Origin of the sequence: Marinomonas pollencensis, from assembly GCF_003387375.1 — a bacterium.
Taxonomy (GTDB): Bacteria; Pseudomonadota; Gammaproteobacteria; order Pseudomonadales; family Marinomonadaceae; genus Marinomonas; species Marinomonas pollencensis.
Map to the genome: position 1 here is coordinate 1 of NZ_QUNG01000001.1, position 17,831 is coordinate 17,831.

General features: G+C 43.4%; 19 protein-coding genes. 5 read left to right on the forward strand and 14 right to left on the reverse strand.

The window, feature by feature from the left end; all coding sequences use genetic code 11:
• On the forward strand, positions 1–135 hold a 135-nt coding region (locus tag DFP81_RS00005; RefSeq protein WP_147299427.1), incomplete at its 5' end, for a transposase domain-containing protein.
• An 18-nt stretch (positions 136–153) separates the two neighbouring features.
• Here the strand turns inward: DFP81_RS00005 and DFP81_RS00010 are convergent.
• The 5 genes from DFP81_RS00010 to DFP81_RS00030 form a co-directional block, all read right to left on the reverse strand.
• The gene (locus DFP81_RS00010; protein WP_115895711.1) at positions 154–747 is read right to left on the reverse strand and encodes a hypothetical protein; all 594 of its coding nucleotides are present in this window, start codon (positions 745–747) and stop codon (positions 154–156) included.
• A gap of 729 nt (positions 748–1,476) precedes the next feature.
• The gene (locus DFP81_RS00015; protein WP_115895712.1) at positions 1,477–1,686 is read right to left on the reverse strand and encodes a hypothetical protein; all 210 of its coding nucleotides are present in this window, start codon (positions 1,684–1,686) and stop codon (positions 1,477–1,479) included.
• Positions 1,683–2,699 (reverse strand): hypothetical protein, encoded by a 1,017-nt coding sequence (locus tag DFP81_RS00020; protein ID WP_115895713.1) that lies wholly within the window; start codon positions 2,697–2,699, stop codon positions 1,683–1,685. The genes DFP81_RS00015 and DFP81_RS00020 overlap by 4 nt, the downstream gene beginning before the upstream one ends.
• A 130-nt stretch (positions 2,700–2,829) precedes the next feature.
• Complete coding sequence (locus DFP81_RS00025; RefSeq protein WP_115895714.1) at positions 2,830–3,366, reverse strand: hypothetical protein; 537 nt, start codon at positions 3,364–3,366, stop codon at positions 2,830–2,832.
• Positions 3,367–3,927: 561 nt separating this feature from the next.
• The gene (locus DFP81_RS00030; protein ID WP_115895715.1) at positions 3,928–4,599 is read right to left on the reverse strand and encodes a YoaK family protein; all 672 of its coding nucleotides are present in this window, start codon (positions 4,597–4,599) and stop codon (positions 3,928–3,930) included.
• A 235-nt stretch (positions 4,600–4,834) separates the two neighbouring features.
• Here DFP81_RS00030 and DFP81_RS00035 point away from each other — a divergent pair, with 235 nt between their 5' ends.
• Positions 4,835–5,362 carry an Mpo1 family 2-hydroxy fatty acid dioxygenase gene (locus tag DFP81_RS00035; protein WP_115895716.1) on the forward strand — a complete coding sequence of 176 codons (528 nt, stop codon included), beginning with the start codon at positions 4,835–4,837 and terminating at the stop codon, positions 5,360–5,362.
• 117 nt (positions 5,363–5,479) lie between these two features.
• On the opposite strand, the gene DFP81_RS00040 is transcribed toward DFP81_RS00035, so the two are convergent.
• A complete protein-coding gene (locus DFP81_RS00040; RefSeq protein ID WP_115895717.1) occupies positions 5,480–6,052 on the reverse strand; it encodes a methylamine utilization protein in 573 nt (190 codons plus the stop codon).
• A 144-nt stretch (positions 6,053–6,196) separates the two neighbouring features.
• Here DFP81_RS00040 and DFP81_RS00045 point away from each other — a divergent pair, with 144 nt between their 5' ends.
• Positions 6,197–6,916 (forward strand): helix-turn-helix domain-containing protein, encoded by a 720-nt coding sequence (locus tag DFP81_RS00045; protein ID WP_115895718.1) that lies wholly within the window; start codon positions 6,197–6,199, stop codon positions 6,914–6,916.
• A gap of 1 nt (position 6,917) precedes the next feature.
• Here DFP81_RS00045 and DFP81_RS00050 read toward each other — a convergent pair whose 3' ends face one another.
• The 6 genes from DFP81_RS00050 to DFP81_RS00075 all read right to left on the reverse strand — a co-directional run bounded on the left by DFP81_RS00050 (position 6,918) and on the right by DFP81_RS00075 (position 13,251).
• On the reverse strand, positions 6,918–7,976 hold the full coding sequence (locus DFP81_RS00050) for an ABC transporter substrate-binding protein (protein WP_245959039.1): 1,059 nt from the start codon (positions 7,974–7,976) through the stop codon (positions 6,918–6,920).
• On the reverse strand, positions 7,973–9,442 hold the full coding sequence (locus DFP81_RS00055) for a sensor histidine kinase (RefSeq protein WP_115895720.1): 1,470 nt from the start codon (positions 9,440–9,442) through the stop codon (positions 7,973–7,975). The genes DFP81_RS00050 and DFP81_RS00055 overlap by 4 nt, the downstream gene beginning before the upstream one ends.
• Complete coding sequence (locus DFP81_RS00060; protein WP_115895721.1) at positions 9,405–10,088, reverse strand: response regulator transcription factor; 684 nt, start codon at positions 10,086–10,088, stop codon at positions 9,405–9,407. Before DFP81_RS00060 ends, DFP81_RS00055 begins: the two co-directional genes overlap by 38 nt.
• Positions 10,089–10,209: 121 nt before the next feature.
• Positions 10,210–11,730 (reverse strand): tripartite tricarboxylate transporter permease, encoded by a 1,521-nt coding sequence (locus DFP81_RS00065; RefSeq protein ID WP_115895722.1) that lies wholly within the window; start codon positions 11,728–11,730, stop codon positions 10,210–10,212.
• A 2-nt stretch (positions 11,731–11,732) separates the two neighbouring features.
• On the reverse strand, positions 11,733–12,173 hold the full coding sequence (locus DFP81_RS00070) for a tripartite tricarboxylate transporter TctB family protein (RefSeq protein ID WP_115895723.1): 441 nt from the start codon (positions 12,171–12,173) through the stop codon (positions 11,733–11,735).
• A gap of 85 nt (positions 12,174–12,258) precedes the next feature.
• Positions 12,259–13,251: a Bug family tripartite tricarboxylate transporter substrate binding protein gene (locus tag DFP81_RS00075; RefSeq protein ID WP_115895724.1), complete on the reverse strand. Its 993-nt coding sequence runs from the start codon at positions 13,249–13,251 to the stop codon at positions 12,259–12,261.
• 355 nt (positions 13,252–13,606) lie between these two features.
• On the opposite strand from DFP81_RS00075, the gene yddG reads away from it, so the two are divergent.
• Complete coding sequence (yddG, locus tag DFP81_RS00080; RefSeq protein ID WP_115895725.1) at positions 13,607–14,509, forward strand: aromatic amino acid exporter YddG; 903 nt, start codon at positions 13,607–13,609, stop codon at positions 14,507–14,509.
• Positions 14,510–14,619: 110 nt separating this feature from the next.
• Here yddG and DFP81_RS00085 read toward each other — a convergent pair whose 3' ends face one another.
• Complete coding sequence (locus DFP81_RS00085) at positions 14,620–15,852, reverse strand: pyridoxal-phosphate-dependent aminotransferase family protein (RefSeq protein ID WP_115895726.1); 1,233 nt, start codon at positions 15,850–15,852, stop codon at positions 14,620–14,622.
• A 304-nt stretch (positions 15,853–16,156) separates the two neighbouring features.
• Between DFP81_RS00085 and DFP81_RS00090 the strand changes: the two genes are divergently transcribed.
• Positions 16,157–16,585, forward strand: a complete 429-nt coding sequence (locus DFP81_RS00090; protein ID WP_115895727.1) for a DUF3010 family protein — start codon at positions 16,157–16,159, stop codon at positions 16,583–16,585.
• A 136-nt stretch (positions 16,586–16,721) separates the two neighbouring features.
• Here the strand turns inward: DFP81_RS00090 and DFP81_RS00095 are convergent, their stop codons facing one another.
• Entirely contained in the window at positions 16,722–17,612 is an 891-nt protein-coding gene (locus DFP81_RS00095) for a DMT family transporter (protein WP_115895728.1), read from the reverse strand.
• Between the last annotated feature and the right edge of the window lie 219 nt (positions 17,613–17,831).

Sequence of the window (17,831 nt, forward strand, 5' to 3'; positions counted from 1 at the left end):
AGCATCATCGAAACGGCAAAAGCGAATGGTCTTATTCCTTATGATTATCTAGTAAAGCTCTTCGAAGAACTGCCCAAAAGACAGGCTAACGACAGCCTTGATAATCTTCTGCCATGGAATGCCCAACGCCTCTAGGTGGGGGTGGCCGGACGCTCACCCTTCCCTAAACTCTGAAAGCAACATAAACAATGAGCCTAACCATGTAACATATTGGTTATGGGTGATTCCAAGTTGTGCACATAGATATTCCTGTTGAGGTCTATTCCCTACTAGTAATTTATCAAAGTTACTTTTCAATGACTCTTGAGCAGGCTTGAAATTTCGCAGAGCAGAAAATGTGTTAAGAACTTTATCTACTGAATATGGGTTTCTAACAAAATTAAGAAACTTGGCAACAAACAAATTAAGAATCTCTTCTTTAATATCAGAATCACTTTTAGCCACTTTCGATAAAAGGCTTTCTGTATCAGTTCTAATTCGGCCTTCATATTTAGTAAAAACACTCTCAAAATTCAGACGAAGCCTTTTACCAACAACATCGAAGCTAAATAAATCATAAATAGATAGAGAACTATCAATCCTATTTCCTCGATCAGAAGACAACTCATAGCTAAATTTTTCTCTATCGATAATCTCAAAAGAATATATTCTTTGATTTTCTTGATTCGCTTCAGGGTTAATGGAATTAAGCCTAAGTTCTGCCTGAGAAATAAAGTGTTGATTTTTTGTTTCGCTTAAATAAACCACACCGCCTCCAATGACTTATAACGTTATAAACAGTTGTAGCATTTTTTCGTCGGATAAATTTGATTGTTAACTGTATCTACGCCACTCTCAGTTTGAATCCAGGCATCAATGTAATAAAACAATATATTAATTGCATCAGTAAAACTGATGCTATCTCTGTCCAAGACCATTCAGGATACCGAATATCTTCTTATCCAATATTAAATGTCACCGTTCTTTCATTGTCATTAAGACTCTGCACAGAATTAGACAAATGATAACCAGAAAATGGACATAGCCACATAAATCTTTATATACACCTTTTAGCCATGAAATTCGTAATTCAGAACGTCGACTAAATACCCATCATTCATTTTTCCCATTTTTGTCCTTCAAATTTCTAATTTGTTTACCACCTATTACATCAGTAGCAAAATTGTTAGGCTTTTCTACTAGCCAATTCGCAGAGAACCGAAAAAACGTATCAATTTGAATTCTAACTAATGACCTAGCCGCGCCATATTTTTCGCTTCAATTAATGTAATGAAGCCTTACGTGTTACCGCTAGTTCTTTTAATCGTAGTGATTGCAAGGAAATCTACAGGAAACATGTTGCCATTATCTGCTGAGAAAGCAGCTTTCCCAAGACCCATAATTTGAGATTCAGTACTTCGGAGCTTGATAATAGCTTCTTCGAGGCTATTGGATGTTACTCGTTCCATGAATTTCCTTATACAGCTAACGCTCAAATCAGCTGCTAGCTTTAGCTAGTCCGCTGGATTTGCTTGTTAGCTGCTCTTCTCGACCAACTGAGTAATCGTGTACGTGTATGTCCTTGCGAGCTTTTTTGATAGAAGTTGCAAAATGAATTACATATTCGCGATCATTCTTTAACTGCAATTTTCTATCATTTGTATCGTTGTTAAATACTTTTACAATATAGTTTATGACTTGATTCATGCCACACTCCTAGTTTTGTTTGTGTGAAACTCATACTGCCACTTTTTAATTGAGTTTAGTGTAAGCTCTAAATCTATTCTTCGGCAAATATCCGAAAAAATTTCTGATATTGCTTCTGATTGCTGCTCATCCAAAGGATCACATAGCCTACGACCATAAGTTACAATTGAAACGATATAATTATCTCTGTAATCACTGTTAATAGTGAAAGCGGGATAGCAAAAAACACTACCTTCTCCGGTACGACTATCCCTTTCGGACAAGTAGTATTTCCCCTTTTTGTGGGCCTGTCTTTTACATGCGTGAAATACAGGCTCTCCAATCGAAAGACATTCAGCAGCAGCTGACTTCCCTTCGATCAACTTGATCGCTTTTGTATGCTTCCAACTATGATTAGTCTCATATTCGTAATACCAAGTGTCACTTTGACGGTCATTGTGCATTATTGTTATGCAAATTTGATTTCGTTTAAGGGAAAAATTATTTAGTAAAAGCGACTCAATTTCACCTAAAATTAAATTTATCTGCTCTTTAGGTTGAGTAATCTGTTTGAAAGTATTCCCGTTTGGCTTTAACTTCCCAGACTCGTCTTTAAATCTATCTAACTTTTTTTGTACCACCCTTGTGGTAAGTAACGCAAAACCTTCAAGAAACTTTTTGTAAGCATCCCCAGATTGCTCTTCATACCAATCGGCAATGCCTCGGATTAGTAAAGCTAGCAATGAAAAAACAATTAATACGGAAAATGCTATTTCATGCTTACCTGTGTGGTTTTTTATTATACCCCATTGTTCTCCCCAGACATCTAAAGTGATGAAGTATGCGCCTGTCAGACCTGGCAAGAATACTTGTAGAAACCTATTTCTTATTGTTCTGACTACTGTATTTTCATAAAGAACCTTTCTGAAAAGCTTTCTTTGAAAATACCTAGATTGTTCAAAGGCTAAACTAAGCAGCCAAATAGCAGACACTCCTGCTACGATAATAATCTGGCTGTTTGGTACATTTTCCAATATTATATTTCCTTTTATATATTCAATTTGAGCATAATGCTACGATGGAGCAGATAGCGCCATATTAAGCAGCTAAATATAGTGAAGCTAAAATGGAGCGAAGCGAACAGCCCGCTGTATTTAACCCGTTTTAATGCCTTGTTATAAGTACAAGCAACTGAACCATTGCCCATCCTCCTAGCGCAACTGGCGCAACGATTTCAATAGCTAATTTTATATAGATCATTCTATACAACCAAGTAAGCTTGTTGGTTATTTTCCAATCAGCTGTAGAAAAAGCGTCAGCTTGCATATCATTTTTATCTTGTTCGTTAACCATACCAGGAATATTTAAAAAATCTGTTTCATCAAATGCATGAGAGTAGCGAGTTAACATTATTTTTTTAGCCGATACTATTTTTAAAAATGGATGTACCCATTTAGCGATTTCAACAGAAGCATTAGAAATGAAATGTAGAAAAGAATAAGCTAAAACTGCGACAAGAAACCAACCGATAATATTTTGCTGAGAAGTGCTAAAACTTACACCTAGTAGAGCAAATTTTGAAGGTAATTCTCCTGTAATCCCTATAAACAAACAAATACCGGATACAAGTAAGCTATTACGCCTTAATACCTTTGTTTCGTCAGAAAATGGACTATCGTAAATTGAAAATTTATCGCTCATTTACACCCCTTGTTTAAATAAAAAATCCAAAATATGTGTGCTTATAATTTTATTAGTGTTCATGATTTTTAAGAAACCTCACAACACCAAAATAACAAACTGAATTTTCAGTGTTTTATAAACCTATTAAAAAATGAATAAACGCGTATACGTATCGTTCGTTTGATGTTCGCGAGGTAACAAAAAGGGAGGTGTTTTTGAGAGTGAACCATCCGTTAGTTACTTTGCTTCCATTCCTTTGTTTACAAAAGGTAACGCGAGTCGATTGAGATTACCAGACTGCTTTATGATTTTTTGGTTTGTAGCTCTGGTTTACTCCGAGAGCTTCGCTTAGCAACGTTAACAGGACAGGCACGGTTAGTTTTGAAGAGAAACGCCGGTTAGACTGGTGATAGTTCAGCTGTGACGACGAAGTTGGGGCAAAGCCCTTTTTGACGCTGTGTTTCTGGCTACAAAAAGGCCTGTAGTGCAAAAAGGGGTTCGACCCTGTCGGTGCCCTAGGATTTTAAAGCTAAATGGCCTCTTAGTCCGAATGCTTCGTTTAGCATTCCTTAGGTTTACCTAAATCGCCACGGGCTGGTGTCGTTTAGAGTACAGGGTGTAAACAAGGGCTAGAACAAAGCAAATGACGGCAGGGATAAATAAGGCATCAAACAGGTAGATATTAAACAAATAAGTACCGGAGACTCCGCCGCAAAGGAAGCCCGTGATAATCAGTAAAAAGAGTATCGCTTTTCGTTTATCGAAGGGCTCACCTCTTAATGCAGAGCCGAGCATGATGCCTAAGTCGGTGAATATCCCTGTCATGTGCGTGGTGCGAACTATGGCACCGCTGTATTTGGTCGCTAGGGCATTTTGTAGGCCACAGGCGGCTGACGCCGCGTAGCAACCATAGTAAGAACCGCCAGAAAAGAGGTAAATTGCCAATAAAATAAGTCCCCCTTCAATGGTTAAAGCTAAGCCATAATGGCGTCCTAGCTTCAACCTAGAACTGTGCAGTAGAACACCTGAAAGTGAAGCGCCGAATAAGAAGGCAACCAGCACGCCGGCAAGATTGGCGCTGGTTTTAAATGGGGCATCTAGCAAGCTCGCGCCTAACAGGGTTACCGTACCTGAAAGGTGAGAAATGGCTTGATGATCAAGGCTAATCAATCCGATGGCATTAATAAATCCAGCGATAAAAGCCAGAATAAACGCACCGTACTCAATCCATTTTGGCAGCCGTGAAATCAAGAGTCCTCCGAAATATAAATATTTAAAAGTAGATTGATCCGCCCATTAACGATCAGGTCAAGCGCTACCATCCTATTCCTTTTCTAAGCAATTCGACATAGCAATGGTCAACTCATCGAGTATTAAACAACAAACGCCTCGAATCTTGGGTCATGATATAACAAAAAATCATTTCTAATTTTATAAAAAATATATTTTACTGATATCACGATAAGAATAAAAATAAGGGAATCCAATGAAAACCATACTCGAACATCTATCACAATACGCTTTTTACCACCAAGACAAACGTAATATCGCCACTCACTTTGTCGGTATTCCAATGATAGTGGTTGGGATCACCATACTGCTGTCACGGCCACACTTTTCATTCTTCGATATTGCTTTCACGCCTGCCATCATCATTGCCATAGCCAGTGCTCTGTTTTATATCAGGCTCGATCTTGTGATTGGCCTTTTTATGTCAGTACTACTTGCTCTGTCGGTAGGGATAGCCAACTACCTCGCGGCGCTAAGCACTCAAACATGGTTAATATCCGGCATTGCTCTCTTTATTATTGGCTGGCTATTTCAATTTGTTGGCCATTACTTTGAAGGCAAAAAACCTGCCTTTATCGATGACATTACGGGGCTTATTATTGGCCCTTTATTTGTCTTTGTGGAATTTCTCTTTGTTTTAGGCTTAAAACGAGAATGGGAAGAAGAAATCGCCTCTTTCTGCAACCAAAAAAACACACAAGAAATGGCCATCAGACCGCGCTAGTTATGACCTTAGCGCTCTGTAAGGTGAGTTCAAAACACAGCTTAATGAAAGGTGGCGTGACCAAGGGGAACGCACCTTACATTACGCTATCTAGCCTTGCCTTATGCAGCCGTAACGTCAGCTCGAATACGGCTGAAATACGATGGTTTGCCTGCCATCCCCTTCCATTAGCACTGTTTTCTGAGACTCTGTAATGGAGACCAAATCTTCACTCCAGATAGTCACTTCATCCCCTGCTTCGGCGGGTAATGTCGCCCTGCCTGCTGCGTCCGTTTTAACCGCAAAATGGTTATCGGCGACATAAATATAACCAATCATGTCGTCGTGAATATTGCACCCCAGCACCACTAAGCCCGGTTTATCAAACAATAAAGGCGCGGTAGCGGTTCCCTTATAAAGCTTGATCTCAAACGCCTTAGGTTTAGAGAAACTATAGACATGGTGGCGAATTTCGTCGCTGTTAGGAAAGCTGACACTTTGGCCTTTTTGAATCACTAAAACACGGGGCGTAAACTCCCCGTATTCTTGATCCATAAGCGCGATTGTTTTCGGCAATGCTTGCGGATGATTGGGCACACTAATTACCGCATTAGCCACCGGATTATTCTGTTTATCAACTACTAGTACTGCTGTGTCAGCCCATGCAACTGGAACGGTAAGAGCAACCACTGTGATCAAAAAACGTTTCATTTTGTTCTCCATTTAGTCACCCTTTTAAGTTTGATTTTTCGCAATAGATACATCATCTATGATAAAGCTATCATCCATCATGACATACCAGCCAGCATTCTCTGCATGCTATACTTTTCGAGTTCAAACACGATTGAGAAGACTATGCGCGACACTATAGAAATCATCGCTTATCAGGATACGGCAAAACCGCATCAACACAATCACACCCAAATTGTTCTGCCCTTAGAAGGCAGCTTGTATTTGGATGTCGAAAACAGCCAGCGACTTGTCACCCCAGGCCAAGCTTGTATGATTTCAACCGAGCATTCTCATGCGCACTTAGCAAAACAAGACAATCGCTGTTTGGTCATCAATCATTTAGCTTGCTGGAATAAAGACATCAGCAGCACGGATGCGTTCATTACTTTGTCACCGCAAGCTCAAGCCTATTTGCCTTTTCTCTCATCTATGGTGGAACACAATACAAATCCAGTCGCACAAGCTCATGCGTTACAACTTGTTGAGTTCTTGTTGCCCATTCCCAAAGAGGTCATTTATCAAAGCGATAAACGCATTGAGCAGGCCAAACAGCATTTTGATGAGAATTATAGAGCGCCCTACGCTGTAGAAGAGCTTGCCGAAAAAGTTCATCTAAGCCACAGTCAGTTAACGATTCTGTTTAAACGCCATCTTGGTATGACCCCCAAACAATACCTCATCAAATGCCGCCTAGAGCAAGCAAAAAAACAACTGACAACGACCACAAAAGGCCTGGAAGACATCGCCTTCTCTGTCGGCCTTCATGATGCCAGTGCGTTAAGCCGTCTATTTGCTAAACACATGAGCATGACACCAGGGCAATACCGACACCTGCAGCACTAAGTCATTTAGGTTTCATTTCTTGGGCTATTTCCCAACTGCTAATGAAGCGCCGCTGTTTGGCATAATCTCGCCCCACTAGTAATTGCTGATCTAGCTCGATCGCCCGTTTTGGCCCCGTTGCCTCGACCACATAAGGTGTAATAACTGGGGTAACATCCGGACGAATCGGAAACAATAACGCTTTTGTTTGCATCATGCCTTGCACTTCATTCGACAAAAGAAAATCAAGAAAGCGCCCAGCATCGCCCTTGTTTGAGGCATGCTTAGGGATCAACGCAACACGCATCACCATCAAGGTATAATCTTTAGGCAAGATCATCTCTAAGCGAGAATCTAAACGAGCACGCTGCGATGCGTAAGAACCTAATAAGTTGTAACCTAACAATAATTTACCGCTGGCCACATCATCAATAATTTCATGGGTGCAACAATAGGTTTGCAATTGATGGCTGCCAAAGGCCTCAATCAATCGCCCCCAAGTCGCGTCGGCCTGGCGTGCATCTTGGCTGGCGAGCAAATACCCCACACCACTTCTTCGAATATCATAAGTGCCTATTTTGCCGGTCATTTGCTCTTCATATTGACGTATCGTGCGTAATAAATCCTGCCTGTCTTGTGGTAACTTGCCTGGGTATTGGTCTTTATTTACCAACATAACCACTGGCTCTAGCGAAAAGGCAAACACTTGATCACGCCATTTTGCATCACTCGGTAATTGCGCAGTCACCGGCGAGGTATAAGTTTGTCCATAGCCATCGTTGATCAATTTGAGCTGCAGATCCATAGCGCTACTAATCACCAAACTCGCACTTGGGTTATTTTTTTCCAAAATGGTTTTTTGATATAACTCAAATGTGTTTACATCTAAATAAGACACTCGAATATCAGGGTTAAGTGCCACAAAACGCTCTAATAAAGGGGCAAAAGACGCCAAATCTAACGATGAATTAATGCGCAGTACCCGTGCGGCATGCGGCTTACCGAACCAGACAGGTGTTGCCGTAGCTAAATTTGCCCACACCCCGATGATCATACTCATTAGTACTATGCGTGTTTTCACTCAGTCACCTCCATCTGGAACTTGGCAATATCAATTTCAAATGTGGTGCCTTTCGGCTCAGTGTTTACGATGCGAATCGAAGCACCATGGTGATCTACAATATCCTTTACCATTGCTAAGCCCACACCACTGCCAGCAATGTCATAACGGCCACGATAAAAACGCTCAAACACACGCTCTTTTTCGTCATCCGCAATGCCTTTGCCATAATCCACCACCCGAATTTGATAATACGTTGCAAAAGCCACCACACTCACGATCACCTCGGTGGCCTGTTGTTCACCTTGGGCACTGTAGCGCACTGCGTTTTCGATTAGGTTTTGCATCATTTGCTGCAACGCAAAGGCATCCCCAAGCACCATCGCACTGCCCAGTTCTGTTTCCAAAGATAAGTTCACACCTTGGTGGAGTGCTGTCACCGCTTGCTCGCGACAAGAAGCTGTCACAGGGGTTAATAAGTCAATGGGCTCTCGATAGCGAGTTTGCATACGGTGAGAAACCACCGCTTGATTTAATAACAAGGTAACCGTCTGGCTCAATGCATCACATTGATTCACTATGTCTTCTAGGGCTTGATGCTGTCTTTCTGGGGACGTTTGATCACGAGCGTTTTCCGCCAAAGCGCGCAGCCCTGCTAACGGCGTTCGTAACTGATGGGCGGCGTCAGCGGTGTAATTTTCAAGCTGCTCTAGGTTATCTTGTAGACGCGACATAAAGTGGTTAATCGCCACTTTTAAATGGTAAGTTTCTTGCGGAGTATCAATATCAAGTGGGGTTAAATCCCCCGGCAAACGCTCCTCTAAAACACGCTCTATTCGGTGCAAAGGCCGTAACACCAAATGACTGCCAATCACAATTAATGCAATGGCGACCAAGGCAATCATCAACACAATATCCACCGCACGCTGCGTGACTGACGACGCCAATTCTTCTCGAGACAAACGCGTTTGACCTAAAATAATGCGCACGGTTCCGGTCGCATCAGGCTCGGTTAAATGGCGCTCCAGAAAAGCAAAACGCACCATTTCACCTGAATACTGGCGATTGAAAAATTGCACTTTATCGTAAATGGGGGTTTGTGGTGGGCTGATTTCAAGGTCCTTATAACCGGTAATAAAGCCCTGCTCCGAGCTTTCTACCTTGTAAAATACCCTGTCTTCATTGGCTTGCGCTAAGGTGGCAAATGCCGACCAAGGGATATCAATACTGACTTCGTTGTTGATCAGGCCGACATTCTCATCCATTTGCAACAATGCACTGCGCAACAATCGGTCGTAAGATAAATCCGCCAAGCGTTGACTGTACTCAAAGACAAAATTAATGGCTAGCGCAGCAATAATACTGATCACCACGCAACCAATACCAATCAAACGAAAGCGCAAAGAAGGCACCCTTTTCAGCACCTCTCGCTCTTCGTAAAGAGGTGCCTCAGTGAGGCTTTTGAGTTTGGCTGATCTCGGCCACATAACCAATTCCTCTTAGGGTACTGATCACAAGGTCACCTTGAGACAGCTTCTTACGCAAACGCCCAACATACAACTCAATGGCATTGGCACTGGGGGTTTCATCAAAATTAAACAAGTGGTCGGTAAGCTCATCTTTGCTCAGAACACGCCCCAGATGCCCCAGAAAAATCTCCAACAAACGAAACTCACGATTGGTAATCGCAGTTAACTCTCCTGCGACAAACACCTGACGGCTATCGCGATTGACGGTAATATTGCCGTGTTCAGTGACGTTTGCCGCATACCCTTGCTGACGTCGAAGCAAGGCGCGACAGCGGGCTTCTAACTCACCAAAGTCAAAGGGTTTGGTCAGATAATCATCAGCGCCTTCATCCAATAAGCGAATCCGGTCTTCTATTTGGTCACGGGCAGTTAATATCAAAACCGGGGTTACATCGTCTCGTTGACGCAGTTTTTGCAACAATTGTAGGCCTGATAAACCAGGTAAATTCAGATCCAATAAGATCAAATCAAACACTTGATATTTGAGTAAGTCATCGGCACGTTTGCCATCGCCAATCAAATCCGCCCCATGCCCTAAACTGGCTAAACGCTCACAAATAGCCTGCCCTAACACCTGGGTATCTTCTACTACCAAAATTCGCATACTACATGATCACCACAACTAATGAGTTGGTCGCAACATAAGAAAAGTACCATACACAAAAAGTTCGAGCTGCTGACACAGCCCGAACTTTTTAAACACACTTCATCCAGTATTGCAGGAGTTAAACGTCTTTAACAGCGTCTTTTGATTTACGCATTTTCGCACGAATAACTGGCCCCAAGATAAGCGGAAGAACCAAGCCAAGGACCGCAACGGACCATAGACCAATGCTTAGACCACTACTAAACAAGGCACTCCAATCACCATCAGACAGTACTAAGGTATGGCGTAGGCTTTTCTCCATTTCAGGCCCAAGCAACAGACCTAAAATAACAGGCACTAGCGGAATGCCGACTTTACGCAACACATAGCCCATCACACCGAAAGCCACCATAAAATACAAGTCAGTTGGACTATGGCTAACAGAGTAAATACCCACAGAGGCAATCAAGGTCACCACTGGCATTAGATATTTAGGCGGCACGCTCAGCAATTTAACAAAGATACCCACCATAGGGATGTTCAACAGCAATAACACAAGGTTACCTACGAACATGGCCGCAATTACCCCCCAAACGAGGTCAGGGTTATGGGTAAACAACATTGGGCCTGGTGAAATATTTAATGAGATCAACATTGCCAATAACACAGCGGTTGTACCACTGCCGGGTACACCCAAGGTCAACATAGGCACCAATGCACCCGATGCCGCGCCATTATTACCGGCTTCTGGTGCCGCCACACCACGAGGATCCCCAGTACCAAACTCCCCTTTATCAGACACTTTTTTCTCTAGTGAGTAGCTAATAAAAGACCCAAGTGACGCCCCAGCGCCCGGCAACACACCCGCCACAAAGCCTAAGATACCGCCACGAATAGAAGTCGGTAGTACATGCAGAACATCACGTGCTGTTAGCTTAAGTTTATTAATTGCCACCTGCTTAAGGCCATCTCCAGCATGACGCTCAAGAAAGAAGAACAATTCACTAATCGCAAACAGACCGACGATTGCAATGATAAAGTCCACCCCTTCAAACAGTTCAAGGGTATTAAAAGTATAACGTTGCACACCCGTAGAAATATCAATACCTACGGTCGAGATCATCAAACCAATCGACGCCGCCATCACGGTTTTAAACTGATTCTTACCTGTCACGCCGCCCAGTGTGGCAAACGCCAAGGCAAATAAAGCAAAGTATTCAGCAGGGCCAAACTTCAATGCAAACTTAGACAAGATAGGCGCTAAGATCACCAAACCAATAGTAGCAATAAAGCTACCAATAAAGGACGCAATGGCCGATATTGCCAATGCCTCTGCGGCTTTGCCTTTTAGCGCCATGGGATAACCATCCAAACAGGTCATCATGGCAGGCTCATCACCAGGGATATTCAACAAAATAGAAGAAATACGCCCACCATACATGGCACCGGCATATACAGAGGTTAACAAAATCAAAGACGAAGTCGGCGATAAACCAAGACTAAAGGCCAAGGGTATTAAAATCGCCACGCCATTTGCTGGGCCTAGGCCTGGCAAGGCACCAATTAATGTACCTAAAATGGCACCAATAATCGCAAACATGATACTTTCAGGGGTCAATGCCACTGCAAAGCCATGCATCAATAAGCTCATTGTTTCCATGACTATAGCTCCAACAGGCCAAGAGGCAGTGCAAGTTCTAGCACATTGTTAAACAAGAAGAAGATAACCAAAGACGTGATCACGCCCGTGGTTAAGCTTCTGACAAAACTTGCTCCCATACGCCAGCTTAAGAAGCAGACAACAAAAGTCGCAGCTGGAATAAAGCCAATTGGCTCAATCGCCCACGCGAAAAGCAAAATAGACAAAACAACCACCAGCAACTCAATTAGCATAGGTAATGGTGACCATTTCTCATCTTGGTCTGGCTTAACCATCATATACACGGAACTGATGGCTAAAATAACCGACAATAAAATAGGAAAAGTTTCTGGGCCGACACTTTCTTGTCCGCCAAATGGAATTGGAAATTGTGTTGCTTCCCAGCCGTAAGCGACGGCGAGAACCAGCATCAGCATGCCAAACACACGGTCATTAATGCGCATGTCTCTGCTCCGAATCAGTTAAAAACGTATAGGGGAAAATAGCGAAGTCAGTTAGGGGGAATACAATCCCCCTAGCAGTAGAGGCTTACTTCATTAGACCAATGTCTTTCGAAAGTAGCTTGATATTGAGAGTTTGCTCATTCACAAACTTAGTCAGTTCTTCGCCTGACTTGTGGAATGGCATTAGGCCGTTTTTCGTCATTACTTGCTTCCACTCTGGCGTTTTGTACAGCTCATCCACTGTATTTACCCACCAATCGTAAGACGCTTCACTGGCTTTACCTGGCACGTAAAAACCACGCCAGTTAGGCGCTACAGAGCTGATACCTTGTTCCATTGCAGTTGGAATCGCATCAAATGGCGCTGGCAGACGTTTTTCCGCAAGCACAGCTAGCACACGGACATCACCAGATTGCATAAAGCCTCTGATTTCAGAAATGTCGCCAGTAAAAGCATCAACATGACCACCTACTACTTGCACCAATGCCTCTGAGCCACCGCCAAATGCTAGGTAACGGATTTTAGGCAAATTCTTTACATGGGCTTCTTTTGCGGTCATTAACACTTTCAAATGATCCCAGCCGCCAGATGCACTACCACCGGCGAATTTCACGGCGGATGGGTCTTCTTTAAGGGCATTCATCATTTGCGTTAGCGTGGTGTATTTGGAGTCTTTGCCCACAGCGATCACGCCATAGTCGGCCCCTAATGTGCCAACCCAGCGAACTTGGTCGGTACTCATACCTGGGTATTGGCCTTGAGCAAGGCGAGTGGTGGTTGCAGTACTTGCGGCAACAATTAGGTTTTCATCGGTTGCACGCTTACTTACGGTATGAGCAAACGCGACGCCACCGCCAGCACCGCCCATATTTACCGTTTGAACATTGCCTTTGATGTACCCTTGGTCCACCAAGACTTTACCAACGCTACGACAAGTGAAATCCCAACCGCCACCTGGTGACGCGGGCGCAATACAATCCGCACTACGCGCTGGCTCAAACGCTTGAGCTTGGCTGACTGCGGTCAATGCAACAACACTTGAAAGAAGCACTGTCTTTAAAGACATTTTGTTCAACATAATTTTCTCCGGCTTGTTATTTTTGTATTAGAGATTTCTGAGCCACAAATTTCAGGACTTGCATACTCGATAGTGCAATCAAAACACTACCTGCTAAAACTGTCACCATCCTGTCATTTGAGACTTTTCCACACTAAATGTGTAAAAATTATTAATCAACGCACTTACTGTCTCACATTTCCGGCACCTCCTTTGCTCTTCCAGAAGACCTAATGAAACGACATAATAAGCATCATTTTGCTCAATATCGCTGAATTTTGACAAAGATTTTCGCGGATTTCTAACAATGTATAACAAGCAGAGAAGCGCTAGTCTATAGCCTCTGTTTAACACCATTTATAAAGGGATATTTTCTATGCCGTCTGCCTCACCACAAGCAACCATTATTGGCTCTATCGCCATTTTGCTTTGGAGTACTTTGGCGCTGTTTACGACGCAGGCCAATGCTGTTCCACCTCTTTTGCTGCTTGCGCTCACTTTTGGCGTGGCCAGTGTGTTGTTTTTTATTGTCTATCTTTTTAAAGGTGAACTAAGACGGTCATGGCGAAAAACCCCCACCAGCGCCATGGTCATGGGTGGCTTAGGGTTCTTCTTGTACCATTTCTGTTATTTCTATGCCTTTCAGCACGCCCCCCCTGTTGAAGCAGGTTTGATTGCTTACTTATGGCCATTATTAATTGTTTTGATGGTCGGTATGAGTCGTGGTAACAGCCTACTCTGGACCCATCTGGTCGGAGCAGTGATTGCATTTATCGGCACTGGAATCATGCTGCAATCGCGCTCACAAGGCTCTCAAATAGAAGGCACAGCGCTGGGCTACACTGCGGCTTTCGCTTGCGCTTTTCTCTGGTCAGGCTATTCCGTTAGCAATCGCCGTTTTGCCCATGTGCCATCCAGTTCGGTACTCTGGTACTGCGCTATCACGACCCTATTAGCAGCGGGCTCTCATCTTGCGTTAGAACCTAGCCAATGGTCTTTTTCTGCTAGCACCTGGGTTGCCATTATCGGCCTTGGATTTGGCCCAGTGGGCATTGCCTTTTTCTGTTGGGATATGGGGGTTAAGCGCGGAAATTTGTCTTTATTAGGGGTGCTGTCATATACCGCACCTGCCCTGTCTACCGCTTGGCTTGGGCTATTTACTGAAGAAGTACTGTCCCAAGGACAAATTGTAGCTTGCTTGATGATTACCGCCGGCGCTCTCTTTGCTAGCTTGATGCCGACCAAAAAGATCAACCGTACGCTCCCGACAAGCCAATGATCTAGGTGTATTTGGAAATAGGTAACTTCAATAAAAAAACGCTGTGAATAAAGCGCCTGCTCAACACTGAGGGCACTTCACTAACAGCGTTTTTTATCCGTCCAACCTTGCTAGGCAACCTGACTAATAATGCGTGGCACACTTTGTAGGTAAGATTCCATTTCTGCCATGCCATTTGGCTGATCTACTTTCACACCTAGGTCTCGCATTGTGCTGCCTAAAGCGTGCAAAGTACGGAACAAGTTATGCTCCCGACACTGCTCCCCCATTTGGCCAATACGCACGATTGGTTGGCCGAAAGAGCCAGCAATTTCCACACGGTAGACATCCGAGATATGACGACAAATATCACTAGCCGTTAAGCCTTCTGGTATGGTGATTCCCACTACAGAATTTAACCGTGATTCAGCGGGAATAAACAAATTTAATCCCATTCCTTGAACGCCAGCCTGCAATGCCTTAGAACAACGTAAATGACGAGCAAAACGCTGCTCTAATGTTTCATCACAAACTAATTTGAGCGCCTCATGCAAAGCCATAATTCCAGACACAGGTGCGGTATAATGATAGCCATCTTTGTGCCAGAAGTTCTCCGCTAACTGTGCATCAAAACACCACTGCGCCACCGGCTGAGTACGACTCTTTACTGTCGCCCAAGCATCATCTGAAAACACCAACAATGACACACCTGGAATAGAGGACAGCCCTTTTTGACCACCGGTAATCACCACATCTATCTGCCATTCGTCCATTTTCAAAGGCATAGTACTTAAGGTACACACCGCGTCGACCACCACTAAACATCCGTAGGATTTGGCGATTTTCGCTATTTCTTCCAAGGAGTGATTAAACACCGTATTGGAGGTTTCACCTTGCACTAGAGTCAGCACTTTAGGACGAACTTTCTCAATCGCTTTTCTAACCAATTCAGGGTCTGCTGCCTCTAACACAGGTACATGTAATTCATGCACATCTGCGCCAATGCGGGTTGCCATTTCTGCCATTCGATGACTGAAAAAACCATTATTTACACATAAAATGGTTTCCCCTTGCTGCATTAAGTTAGATACCGCCATTTCCATCGCCGCTGATGCCGGTCCTGCTACGCCCAATACCCATTTTGATTCAGTTTGGAATACGTATCTGGCCATCGCTTTTACTTGATGGATGACTTGTGCCATCGCGCCACCCAAATGGTTAATAACCACTGAGTTCGCTTTTGCGACACACTCAGGAATTGGAACCGGCCCCGCTCCCATCATTAATAAGGGTTCACGGGGAAGAATTTCATCTAACGATTTCACCTGGGGGCGAGAAATACCCATTGGCGATGAAGCAGTCATGATTTACAGCCTATGTAAAAAAATTACGGTGAGTGAGAAATTCCAAAAAACTAAAAACACATTTTTTACACTTTTACAGCAGAAAATATCGTGCTTTTAGTTTTTACGAAATAATATATTGAAATAGTACAATATTCTTATCTAAAAGAAGAGACAAGCAAATGAAAACAGTGTGATATTCCAGTTTGTCTGTGTTTTCCACTAGATCTAACCTGTGGCCTGTTCAGCAAGCAGTGTTTTTTACTCCAACTCATTCGGCAATCTATGCGATAATTCAGCAAATTCCCTATAACAGGAACAAGTTATGAATACTTGTGGTATCGAAATCAAAGGCAGCGAAATCATTCTCTGTTTATTATCAAAACAAGACGGTCTGTTTCAAATTGGCGATTGCCGTCAAATACGTCACACATTAAGTAACTCAAACGACAGTGAGAGCGTTCGAAAATTTCAGTTTATGCTTAAAAAGCTGTTTGAAGATTACAAGGTTTCTCAGGTCGTGATCCGCGAACGTCCCACCAAAGGCAAGTTTGCAGGTGGCGCAGTCGGTTTTAAAATCGAGGCGTGCATCCAGCTTATTGACACTGTTCAGGTCACTCTCATCACGGGCGTTAAAGTAAAAGAGACAGTGAAAAATAATCCTTTCCCAGTGCCATTTAAAGCCACTGGACTTAAGATGTTCCAAGAAGGCGCGTTTACCACTGCCTATGCAGCGCTTTGTGACGCGCCATAAACAGCATTAAGCACAACCTGAGGAAGGAGATAAACAAGCCATTGTTACTCTCCTTTTTTGTAGACTATTGTGATGCACAACACGTAACCAAATTGGCGCACCAACCTATTTTTGCACCAAAATAGGTCGGTGTTTTTTATTTCTTCTTGCCAATCAAAACAATTAGTACACCACCCAACACCGCTGTCGTCGCTAGAATCAAGTGCAAGGTCACCGCTTCATGGGCAAATATCACGCCTCCTAACGTCGCCAATATTGGTACCAACAGCTGCAACACTGCCGCAACAGAGGCACTCATATGGGCCAAAACAGCGTACCAAATGGCATACCCTATACCCGACATGATTGCCCCTGAAGCTACCGCCAACCAAAACCCAGATAGCGAGATTTCCAGCTGAAAGCCCACCAGCAGTAAAGCAAACACTAAAAAAGGCAAACTGCGCACAAAATTAGCCGTGGTAGCAAACAAGGCCTTGGTCACTTTTTTACCTTGCCACGTATAAATCCCCCACGCGACACCAGCGCCAGCCATCAACACAAACCCCATTGCCGATGGTGTGGAGAGTGTTGGTAATAGCAGGTAAACAAAGCCTGAAAACGCCACCGCTAGGCCTAGCCACTCTAGCCATTTCATCCGATGTCCATTAATAAAAGACAATAAAATCAAGGTGATTTGCACTGCACCAAACAGAATCAGAGCACCGATGCCCGTGGCTAATGAGACATAAGCATAAGAAAAGCCAAGCGCGTAAATAAACAGCGCTAGGGCCCCAGACCAACTACCAGAGTGCCATACTTGTCCTAACCGCTGGACCGCTGAAACACGCTCATCAGTTGCACGATAAAACAAACATAATAACAGCAGCATTATTGCCCCACTCACCAGCCTCACAAGGGTAAAGGAAGTGGGATCAATCAAGCGCCCGGTGCTGTCTTGTACTAAGGCTAAACGGCATAAAATAGAATTGGCCGCAAAGGCGACTAACGCTAAAAAAGTGGAAAAGATCAGTTTTAAGTTCATTGTCATACGTTTGTTCATTTAAAGCGTTAGAGTAATGATTGGAGCTCATTAAACACGCTAATGAAGGCTTTTTTTCACTGACTGGCACCAGATTTGCAAGTTCAATGAATCACCTTTCACTAGAGCATTTGAGTGGAATAGCCAGCTTAACACCAAAACACTTAGCTGGCAGGACTAATTAGGAGGTACAAGATCATTTAAAGCATGCGGGCTTTTTTCCCTCTT

What these genes read in the sequence shown, in the direction of transcription:
- DFP81_RS00025 (WP_115895714.1), bottom strand. Translation starts at nt 3,366, where the DNA reads ATGAGCGATAAATTTTCAATTTACGATAGTCCATTTTCTGACGAAACA.
- yddG (WP_115895725.1), top strand. Translation starts at nt 13,607, where the DNA reads ATGCCGTCTGCCTCACCACAAGCAACCATTATTGGCTCTATCGCCATT.
- DFP81_RS00045 (WP_115895718.1), top strand. Translation starts at nt 6,197, where the DNA reads ATGCGCGACACTATAGAAATCATCGCTTATCAGGATACGGCAAAACCG.
- DFP81_RS00060 (WP_115895721.1), bottom strand. Translation starts at nt 10,088, where the DNA reads ATGCGAATTTTGGTAGTAGAAGATACCCAGGTGTTAGGGCAGGCTATT.
- DFP81_RS00055 (WP_115895720.1), bottom strand. Translation starts at nt 9,442, where the DNA reads ATGTGGCCGAGATCAGCCAAACTCAAAAGCCTCACTGAGGCACCTCTT.
- DFP81_RS00015 (WP_115895712.1), bottom strand. Translation starts at nt 1,686, where the DNA reads ATGAATCAAGTCATAAACTATATTGTAAAAGTATTTAACAACGATACA.
- DFP81_RS00065 (WP_115895722.1), bottom strand. Translation starts at nt 11,730, where the DNA reads ATGGAAACAATGAGCTTATTGATGCATGGCTTTGCAGTGGCATTGACC.
- DFP81_RS00035 (WP_115895716.1), top strand. Translation starts at nt 4,835, where the DNA reads ATGAAAACCATACTCGAACATCTATCACAATACGCTTTTTACCACCAA.
- DFP81_RS00090 (WP_115895727.1), top strand. Translation starts at nt 16,157, where the DNA reads ATGAATACTTGTGGTATCGAAATCAAAGGCAGCGAAATCATTCTCTGT.
- DFP81_RS00040 (WP_115895717.1), bottom strand. Translation starts at nt 6,052, where the DNA reads ATGAAACGTTTTTTGATCACAGTGGTTGCTCTTACCGTTCCAGTTGCA.
- DFP81_RS00075 (WP_115895724.1), bottom strand. Translation starts at nt 13,251, where the DNA reads ATGTTGAACAAAATGTCTTTAAAGACAGTGCTTCTTTCAAGTGTTGTT.
- DFP81_RS00085 (WP_115895726.1), bottom strand. Translation starts at nt 15,852, where the DNA reads ATGACTGCTTCATCGCCAATGGGTATTTCTCGCCCCCAGGTGAAATCG.
- DFP81_RS00095 (WP_115895728.1), bottom strand. Translation starts at nt 17,612, where the DNA reads ATGACAATGAACTTAAAACTGATCTTTTCCACTTTTTTAGCGTTAGTC.
- DFP81_RS00070 (WP_115895723.1), bottom strand. Translation starts at nt 12,173, where the DNA reads ATGCGCATTAATGACCGTGTGTTTGGCATGCTGATGCTGGTTCTCGCC.